The sequence below is a fragment of the Nostoc sp. NMS7 genome (assembly GCF_017115085.1).
GTDB lineage: Bacteria > Cyanobacteriota > Cyanobacteriia > Cyanobacteriales > Nostocaceae > Nostoc.
Window position 1 is genome coordinate 40,332 of record NZ_JABXKJ010000169.1, and the last position, 7,800, is coordinate 48,131.

The window sequence follows — 7,800 nt, forward strand, 5'->3', positions numbered from 1 at the left end:
ACGCTGCGCCAATGAAGGGGCCCGTGAATTTCTTCAACCTTCGCCCCGACGCGCCGCCCAATTGCACTTAGCTCTATGCAACAAAGCCTGCTGTGCCGTTGACACATTCGCCTCTTTGCCTTGCCAAATCTCCAAAGCTGGTTGCTGGATGGCGCGGGCAAAGGAAAACGCCAATGCCCAGGGCGATCGCGATTTGAATCTAAAATTCATCGCATTCAAACGAGCCGAAGCCAGTTCACCGGATTGTCCGCCCGACAAGAACGCAATTCCCGGAACGGCAGCTGGGACTGCCCGCAAGAGACAGTTCACCGTGGCATCAGCCACCTCGTCCACCGATTCTTGTTGAGAACAAGTCAATCCCGGAAGCACCATATTCGGCTTCAGGATCATGCCCTCCAACATCACCCTTTGCCTGTAGAGTTGTTTGAAGACAGTTCGCAGGACTTCCTCCGTTACCTCGCCGCACCGTGACAGGCTATGCACTCCGTCCATCAGCACTTCCGGCTCGACAATCGATACTAGTCCGGCTTCTTGGCACAACGCAGCATAGCGAGCCAACGCCTGGGCGTTGGCCTCGATGCAACCCCGGCTGGGAATGCCATCGGCGATGGTAATCACCGCGCGCCACTTGGCAAAACGAGCGCCCATTTGAAAATATTCCTTGAGGCGATCGCGCAATCCATCCAGACCTTCGGTGATCTTTTCTCCAGGATGACCTGCCATATCCTTAGCACCGATGTCAACTTTGATGCCGGGAATGATTCCCGCATTGATGATAACTTGAACAAAGGGAGTGCCATCTGGTGTTTGCTGGTGAATCGTCTCGTCGTAGAGGATCGCGCCACTAATGTATTCACCAAGACCGGGCGTGGTGATAATCAACTCTCGATAGGCGCGTCGGGCTTCTTCGGTTTGGGGAATGCCTAACTTTGCGAATCGTTTGTTACAGGTTGGATTGCTCTCATCCATTGCCAGCAGACCCTTATTGTTAGCAACAAGCATCTTCGCGGTTTCTATCAGCTTTTGGATATTCATTTCAGGTTGCTCCATTCTGGAAGGTGCATCTTTTGGATGCAAAGAAATGAATCAGGTGAATTTGATTCGCCCGTTGATTTTAAACTTTCCCATCCATCGGCGCCGGATTGGTTTTCGTTGACAATCTGGCGCATTTTTTTCACGGCGGTTTTCAGGCTGGGTGCACCGAACAAGCTCGTACCCGCCACAAATGTATCCGCTCCGGCGCGGGCGCATTCGGCGGCAGTCTGGTCATTGATACCGCCATCTACGCTGATGCGGTAGGACAGGTTTTTTTCGCACCGCCACCCTTGGGCTTGCTGGATTTTGGGCAGGCATTTGGGGATAAATTCCTGTCCGCCGAATCCCGGATTGACAGTCATCACAAGCAGCAGATCAATTTGTTCGAGAAACGGCTCGACGGCTGCGATCGCAGTAGGTGGATTGATGGCGAGGCCAACTTTTTTGCCGAGGGATTTTATTTTGTGGATCAGGGATGGGACTTGTTCGCCAAGTTCAACGTGAATGATCATTTCGTCCGCACCGGCTTTCGCAAACGGTTCCAGCAGGATTTCCGGCTGCGAGCACATGAGGTGAACGTCGAAGAAAAGTTTGGTGAGTGGGCGGATGGCCTTGACAACTTGCGGACCGAAGGAAATGTTCGGGACGAAGTGGCCATCCATGATATCGAGGTGCAGCCGTTCGGCACCAGAACGTTCGGCACGTTCGGCTTCTTGTCTGAAACAAGACTGGTTGGAGGCAAGGAGCGAAGGTGCAATCATCATTTCAGCAACGTTTGATTTCATATTTTTTGCTGGCGTACAGTCAGAATGTATGTTTGTCCTGAAAGTTTCTTCCTATTGCCCGTTAAGAGTTCCTTTTCATCTCAATTCCAATGCTGCTACTTTCTCAAGACGTCGCTGGAAACGTTCATCTTGCTGGAAATGAGCAGCCAGAAATGTCTGAACCAATTCCCAGGATTCAGCATATCCGGTGACTTGTCCGCCCAGACACATCACGTTCATGTCGTCATCTTCCACCCCCTGATGAGCGGAGAATGAATCTGCGATTAACGCCGCCCGCACGCCTGCTACCTTGTTGGCAGCAACACAAGCTCCTACCCCGCTACCGCAAATGGCCAAACCGCGAAGGATTGTGCCCTTGGCCACCGCCTGGGCTAGTGGGACTACAAAATCCGGGTAGTCATCTACTTTAACCAACTCATAAGCACCAAAATCCTCAACCTCGTGACCAGCCTCCTTTAGAGCAGCCGTCAGTTGCGCTTTCAACTCAAACCCACCATGATCCGCCGCCATCCCAATATGCATTATTTTCCCCCCAAGCCGACGAGCGATTTCTCTATCGGTGTTGCACCGAAACTCCACTTCCAATTGCGGATTTCCGGCAAGTCTTCGCCGTGCTTGTCGATGTAATGCTTATGCTCGATCAACTTGTCCTGCATCATCTGCTTGAGATAGTCTCCCTTACTACCCAAATGCAGCAAACGATCCACCACGTCTTGCACCAGATGAAAGCGATCCAGGTCATTTTGCACCCTCATGTCAAAAGCCGTTGTGATCGTGCCCTCTTCCTTATAGCCCCGGACGTGGAGATTCCGATTGGTACGGCGGTAGGTTAGCCGATGCACCAGCCAGGGGTATCCATGAAAGCCAAAGATGATATGCTTGTCTTTGGTAAAGAGTGAATCGTAATCCGTTTCGCTCAGTCCGTGCGGATGTTCGCTCTCGGACTGCAACTTCATCAGATCGACGACATTAATTACCCGAATTTTCAGATCGGGCAGATGTTCGCGCAGGATAGAAACGGCGGCCAAAATCTCTAGCGTCGGCGTATCTCCACAGCAAGCCATCACCACATCCGGCTCGGTATCCTGGTCGTTGCTAGCCCATTGCCAGATGCCAATGCCTTCAGTGCAATGCACGATCGCCGCGTCCATACTCAACCATTGCGGGAGCGCGTGTTTGCCAGCAACCACCACATTCACGTAGTGTCGGCTGCGTAAGCAGTGATCAAAAACCGATAGCAGACAGTTCGCGTCGGGTGGCAGGTACACACGCACGATATCAGCTTTCTTGTTGATCACGTGGTCGAGAAAACCGGGGTCTTGGTGCGTGAAGCCGTTATGATCCTGCTGCCAGACGTGGGAGGCGAGCAGATAGTTCAGCGATGCGATTTTCCGTCGCCAGGGCAGTTCCGATGTTACCTTTAGCCACTTGGCGTGCTGGCTGAACATCGAATCAACAATGCGAATGAACGCCTCATAGCTGTTGAATAGCCCGTGCCGCCCAGTTAGCAGATAGCCTTCCAACCAACCCTGGCACTGGTGTTCACTGAGCATCGAGTCCAGTACTTGTCCGGCTGGCGCGAGGAATTCATCATTTTTTTCTTCCCGCGCTTCCCACTGACGATTAGTGACTTCAAACACCGCGCCCAAAAGATTCGAGAGTGTCTCATCGGGACCGAAGATGCGGAAATTCCGCTGATTCAGCTTGACTACATTACGCAGGAATTTGCCCAGCACAAGGGTATCTTGACCGTCAACGGCACCAGGTGAAGGCACATACACCGCGTGGTCGCGGAAGTCTGGCATTTGCAGGTCGTGCAGCAGTATACCGCCGTTGGCGTGGGGGTTCGCACCCATGCGGCGATCGCCTTTCGGTGCCAGTTCAGCCAATTCCGGCAGGAGTCGGCCATCCTCATCAAATAGCTCTTCTGCCTTGTAGCTTTTCATCCAGCTTTCCAACTGCTGGACATGATCGGGATGCTCGGAGTTCACCAGTAGCGGCACCTGGTGCGATCGCGATGTGCCCTCGATTTGCAAACCATCCACGACTTTTGGCCCCGTCCAGCCCTTGGGCGACTTCAGGATGATCACCGGCCAGCGCGGGCGAGTAGTATCGTTCTGGTTCCGCGCATTGCTTTGGCTTTGCCGAATGTCCTCGATCGCCTTGTCCAAGGTGCTGGCCATAAGTTCGTGCATCTTTTCCGGCTCGTCGCCTTCCACAAAGTAAGGTGTCCAGCCGCAGCCTCTGAGAAATTGTTCCAACTCCTCATGCTCGATGCGAGCCAAGACGGTTGGGTTGTTGATTTTGTAGCCATTCAGGTGCAGGATTGGCAGCACGGCACCGTCGGTAATTGGGTTGAGTAACTTGTTGGACTGCCAAGCAGTCGCTAAGGGGCCCGTCTCCGCTTCCCCGTCGCCGATGACGCAGGCGACGATCAGATCGGGATTGTCGAAGGCAGCGCCGAAAGCATGACTGAGGGAGTATCCCAACTCACCACCTTCATGAATCGACCCCGGCGTTGTCGGTGCAACGTGGCTGGAAATCCCACCAGGAAATGAGAATTGCGTGAACAGCTTTTTCAACCCAGCTTCGTCCTGAGTGACGTTGGGATAAACTTCGCTCCAGGTGCCTTCGAGGTAAACGTTGCCCACAATTGCTGGACCACCGTGACCAGGGCCAGCGATGTAGAGCATATCTAGGTCATATTTCTTGATGACTCGATTCAAGTGTACATAGATGAAGTTCTGTCCCGGTGTCGTACCCCAGTGTCCAACCACCAGGGGCTTGACATGGGACAGTTTCAGAGGCTCCTTCAGCAATGGATTGTCGTAGAGATAAATTTGCCCAACCGACAGATAGTTGGCGGCACGCCAGTAGGCATCTATCTTGTGGAGTAGTTCTGGTGAAAGGGTCTTTGTTTTTATGGTTAATCGCCCAATTTCTAAGCCCAATACGCCAGTCCGATCAATTGTGTTCACGGTTCTTCCCTCTTTATTTATTAGGATTTATGTCTTTTATGACTAAAACAGAACAATTCGCATGATCAACCACATGATTGCTGACACTACCTACGAAAAACTCTGCGATCGCTTCCAGCGGGGCGAAGCCCATCGCAGAGTGGTCATGCCGACCTAGTACGATCAGATCAGCATTCCACTCTTGAGCAACACTAGAAATCGTTGCCCCTGGCTCACCAAAATGGTGTTGATATTCAGTTGAAATATTTCGGGCAGTTGCCTGATGACAGTATTCTTGTAACCAAACTTTCGCCTGCTCAATCTCTAGCTGAAGTGTTTCCTCACGAAATGGTTGAGAAAACCCAGTGTTGATCGGATAGAGTCCAAACGTCCCACCTGACTCGAATCCTGGATTGATCGCAGTAAAGTCTACGAGGCAATGAAGGATCATCAATTCAGCTTGCTCTTGCTGCGCTAAATTCAGTGCCCGATCAAACACAATGGATGTTAAAGGAGAATGATTAATGGCAACCAGAATGCGTTTAAAGTTCATTATTTCGAGCCATCAGGTTAATCTCACTTAGAGGATGTTTGAAAAGTATTGGGCGAATAGAATTCGCTACTTCAAATTCATCATTAAACCCAATCACAATTAAGTCACTCATAGTATTCTCTTCTAATGGTGTTCTACACGACTTGCAAGCCAAAATGGAATTCCAATTCCCACAAATTGAGCCACAATCATACAGATATTTGCTTGTACAACAAAAATATGAATTGGCTCAATCAATTGCCCTGTCCGATAGATAGCGGCTCCTTGCGGAACTGAAAGCGTTTTGAGGAGCAATGTTCCAACAATTGTTTCGATGCCGACTAACGTCATTAACATTGCCGCCAAGTTAACTACAACTCCTAGTTGTAAAACTTGAATGATTTCCTTGCGGCTAGGATGTAAAGCTGGTTCCGGGGCTGACAATTGTTGCCCAAGATGAACGTAGCGAAAGAACCAGTAAATGCTTAAGCCTAAAGCCGCAATTCCCCCAATTGCGGACAGCAAACCGATCCCTGATTTGAGATTGAGGTTGAGAGTCGGATCGAGAATCGCGAACCCTAAAATCAGAAGAGAAACAATGGTTAAAACAAACTGTATCCAAAACCCACTCCACCCCAACGATCGCAGTAAACTAGCAGCTTGCTGCCTCTCTGAAGGATGAGATTTTGATTCTAGGTAGCTAGACATAAGGGGCATTGCTCTCTAAATCTTGGCTTTCCAGACGACTTTACCTGCACCTCTCGATTGAAAGGCATAAACGATTTGAGTAATTCCAGCAAACATGAATATCCAGCCAAATAGTAAGGTTGAAGCAACGCTGGCAAAGAAGGGAAAGGCGATTGCAATGATGCCCAACACGATCATGAGAATAGCGATCGCGGTTGTCCATCCAGAGCTAACAACTTGCTCATCAATTTCAGGCTCAATAGTTCTCATGTTGATCTCCTTTTGAATCAAATCTTAAATGACCGCAGAGTTCTCGAATAATTTCTTCACCGTTGCACTCGCTCATTACTTTCTGTTGATTAACTCTCGACCTCCGCAAAATTCCTGATTAGCTGCCTGACATATCATTAAATCAGAAAGCATCAAATACTTCCTGTATCTTGCTAGATAAATAAGTTCAATTTCATCTACCACTTTTGAATGTTTTATTAGATTTTGTATAACTTATACATTAACTAAAACACGAACTTTGACGGCAAAAGGTTATACTTTTTCTTGTCAAAATAAGGGTTACTTAATTTGTCTTCACTGATTTTTCTTTATCAGTGACCAAAACTTTGTGAAACATCTTAATCTCCTTCATTGCAATGGAATTTCGGCATCCGCAGGCATTCCCGGTTTTGCTAGCCTACTCGGTTGCTCCAAGTTCAGTTTCACACCAAACACCTGTTGTACTCGATCGCTCTGAAAATAAACGTTCTCTGGGGTAAACGAGGCTTGAGAATCTATAGCGGTAACAGTTGCTTTAAAAGACTTTTGGTGTTTGGGATCGTTGTCTAGATAAACATTGGCAAGTTGTCCGACGCGAACTTGAGCAATTTGCCCACCTGGAATAAAGCCCCGCATATAAACTTGGCTCAAGTCTACAACTCTCCGCAAGGGACGCGATAGCAGAACCATCGTACTGGGTTCAACACTGCGTGTCGTCACAACGCCATCAATCGGGCTTTTCACCGTCAGATTGTTCAAGCGACTCTGAATCAGTTGTTGATTCGCTTGGGCAGTTTTTACGTCAGCTTGGGCGGCTGCTAGTGTGTTGTGTGCCTGTTGTGCTTGTGTCTGCAATCGACTGACATTAGTTTGTTGTTTCCCTGGATTCAGGGTTGTGGTTTGTGCTTGTGTCAATTTTGCCTGAGCAATGTTAACAGCTGTTTGTGCCGCTTCGACAGCAGCTAAACGGCTTTGCAAAGCAGCTTCGGCAGTGTTGTGAACGCTTCGCGCCACGTCAGAGCGCTGTTGCGTTTCGGCTCCTTCGATCCCCAGATGGGCATAGCGATCACTTCGCTATCTACCCGCGCCTGTTCCAGTAATGCCCGCGCTTCTTGGACTCGTGCTTGTTCTTGTTTCACAACAGCCTGTGCAGTTGAAACGAGGGCTTTACCTTCCGCGACTTTCCCTTCGGTGTCGCCCTGAGATTGTTGTAAATATTGAATATCCAGTATAATTTCGAGCATCGCGGGCAGGCAATCCGAGAATTTGAGCATCGCCTGCGGTTGCCTCCATCACCCCACCTAGAATATTGAATGTGCTTGTCTTACCTGCGCCGTCAGGCCCAATCAATCCAAATAATTCGCCACGGCGGATTTGAAGATCGATGCCGCGAATTGCAATTGTTTTACCATAAGTGTTTGTAGAGTCCCCGAACGTCAATTGTAACCTCATTTAGGTTTAGAGAAGCAGCAGGTAAGCTAATCGGCATTTAAATTGCAACATAGTCACTATTACCCTTGTTTTTTATTTTTCG

The 7,800-nt window shown here is 49.3% G+C and carries 10 protein-coding genes and 1 pseudogene; all 11 read right to left on the reverse strand.

Translation table 11 applies throughout. The annotated features are described in order from the left end of the window. Positions 1-33: 33 nt before the first annotated feature. On the reverse strand, positions 34-1,050 hold the full coding sequence (locus tag HWQ38_RS18370) for a class I fructose-bisphosphate aldolase (RefSeq protein ID WP_292796106.1): 1,017 nt from the start codon (positions 1,048-1,050) through the stop codon (positions 34-36). After that, positions 1,032-1,820, reverse strand: coding sequence for a ribulose-phosphate 3-epimerase (rpe, locus tag HWQ38_RS18375; protein WP_292796108.1), 789 nt, complete (start codon positions 1,818-1,820; stop codon positions 1,032-1,034). The genes HWQ38_RS18370 and rpe overlap by 19 nt, the downstream gene beginning before the upstream one ends. Before the next feature lie 75 nt (positions 1,821-1,895). Then, positions 1,896-2,342: an RpiB/LacA/LacB family sugar-phosphate isomerase gene (locus HWQ38_RS18380; RefSeq protein WP_292796110.1), complete on the reverse strand. Its 447-nt coding sequence runs from the start codon at positions 2,340-2,342 to the stop codon at positions 1,896-1,898. Beyond that, entirely contained in the window at positions 2,342-4,759 is a 2,418-nt protein-coding gene (locus HWQ38_RS18385; protein WP_292796134.1) for a phosphoketolase, read from the reverse strand. Before HWQ38_RS18385 ends, HWQ38_RS18380 begins: the two co-directional genes overlap by 1 nt. Positions 4,760-4,811: 52 nt before the next feature. Next, positions 4,812-5,330 carry a universal stress protein gene (locus HWQ38_RS18390; RefSeq protein WP_292796113.1) on the reverse strand — a complete coding sequence of 173 codons (519 nt, stop codon included), beginning with the start codon at positions 5,328-5,330 and terminating at the stop codon, positions 4,812-4,814. Then, positions 5,320-5,442, reverse strand: coding sequence for a hypothetical protein (locus HWQ38_RS18395; protein WP_292796116.1), 123 nt, complete (start codon positions 5,440-5,442; stop codon positions 5,320-5,322). Before HWQ38_RS18395 ends, HWQ38_RS18390 begins: the two co-directional genes overlap by 11 nt. 11 nt (positions 5,443-5,453) lie before the next feature. Next, positions 5,454-6,017 carry a DUF3611 family protein gene (locus HWQ38_RS18400; protein WP_292796121.1) on the reverse strand — a complete coding sequence of 188 codons (564 nt, stop codon included), beginning with the start codon at positions 6,015-6,017 and terminating at the stop codon, positions 5,454-5,456. A gap of 15 nt (positions 6,018-6,032) precedes the next feature. Beyond that, positions 6,033-6,266: a DUF308 domain-containing protein gene (locus HWQ38_RS18405; protein ID WP_292796124.1), complete on the reverse strand. Its 234-nt coding sequence runs from the start codon at positions 6,264-6,266 to the stop codon at positions 6,033-6,035. A gap of 369 nt (positions 6,267-6,635) precedes the next feature. Then, positions 6,636-7,280 carry an efflux RND transporter periplasmic adaptor subunit gene (locus tag HWQ38_RS18410; protein WP_292796127.1) on the reverse strand — a complete coding sequence of 215 codons (645 nt, stop codon included), beginning with the start codon at positions 7,278-7,280 and terminating at the stop codon, positions 6,636-6,638. Next, positions 7,229-7,540: a hypothetical protein gene (locus HWQ38_RS18415; RefSeq protein ID WP_292796137.1), complete on the reverse strand. Its 312-nt coding sequence runs from the start codon at positions 7,538-7,540 to the stop codon at positions 7,229-7,231. The genes HWQ38_RS18410 and HWQ38_RS18415 overlap by 52 nt, the downstream gene beginning before the upstream one ends. Further along, positions 7,488-7,755: pseudogene (locus HWQ38_RS18420) on the reverse strand (ATP-binding cassette domain-containing protein); the annotation flags it as partial. The pseudogene HWQ38_RS18420 and the gene HWQ38_RS18415, both read right to left, overlap by 53 nt. Between the last annotated feature and the right edge of the window lie 45 nt (positions 7,756-7,800).

What these genes read in the sequence shown, in the direction of transcription:
- HWQ38_RS18370 (WP_292796106.1), bottom strand. Translation starts at nt 1,050, where the DNA reads ATGGAGCAACCTGAAATGAATATCCAAAAGCTGATAGAAACCGCGAAG.
- rpe (WP_292796108.1), bottom strand. Translation starts at nt 1,820, where the DNA reads ATGAAATCAAACGTTGCTGAAATGATGATTGCACCTTCGCTCCTTGCC.
- HWQ38_RS18380 (WP_292796110.1), bottom strand. Translation starts at nt 2,342, where the DNA reads ATGCATATTGGGATGGCGGCGGATCATGGTGGGTTTGAGTTGAAAGCG.
- HWQ38_RS18390 (WP_292796113.1), bottom strand. Translation starts at nt 5,330, where the DNA reads ATGAACTTTAAACGCATTCTGGTTGCCATTAATCATTCTCCTTTAACA.
- HWQ38_RS18395 (WP_292796116.1), bottom strand. Translation starts at nt 5,442, where the DNA reads ATGAGTGACTTAATTGTGATTGGGTTTAATGATGAATTTGAAGTAGCG.
- HWQ38_RS18400 (WP_292796121.1), bottom strand. Translation starts at nt 6,017, where the DNA reads ATGTCTAGCTACCTAGAATCAAAATCTCATCCTTCAGAGAGGCAGCAA.
- HWQ38_RS18405 (WP_292796124.1), bottom strand. Translation starts at nt 6,266, where the DNA reads ATGAGAACTATTGAGCCTGAAATTGATGAGCAAGTTGTTAGCTCTGGA.
- HWQ38_RS18415 (WP_292796137.1), bottom strand. Translation starts at nt 7,540, where the DNA reads ATGCTCAAATTCTCGGATTGCCTGCCCGCGATGCTCGAAATTATACTG.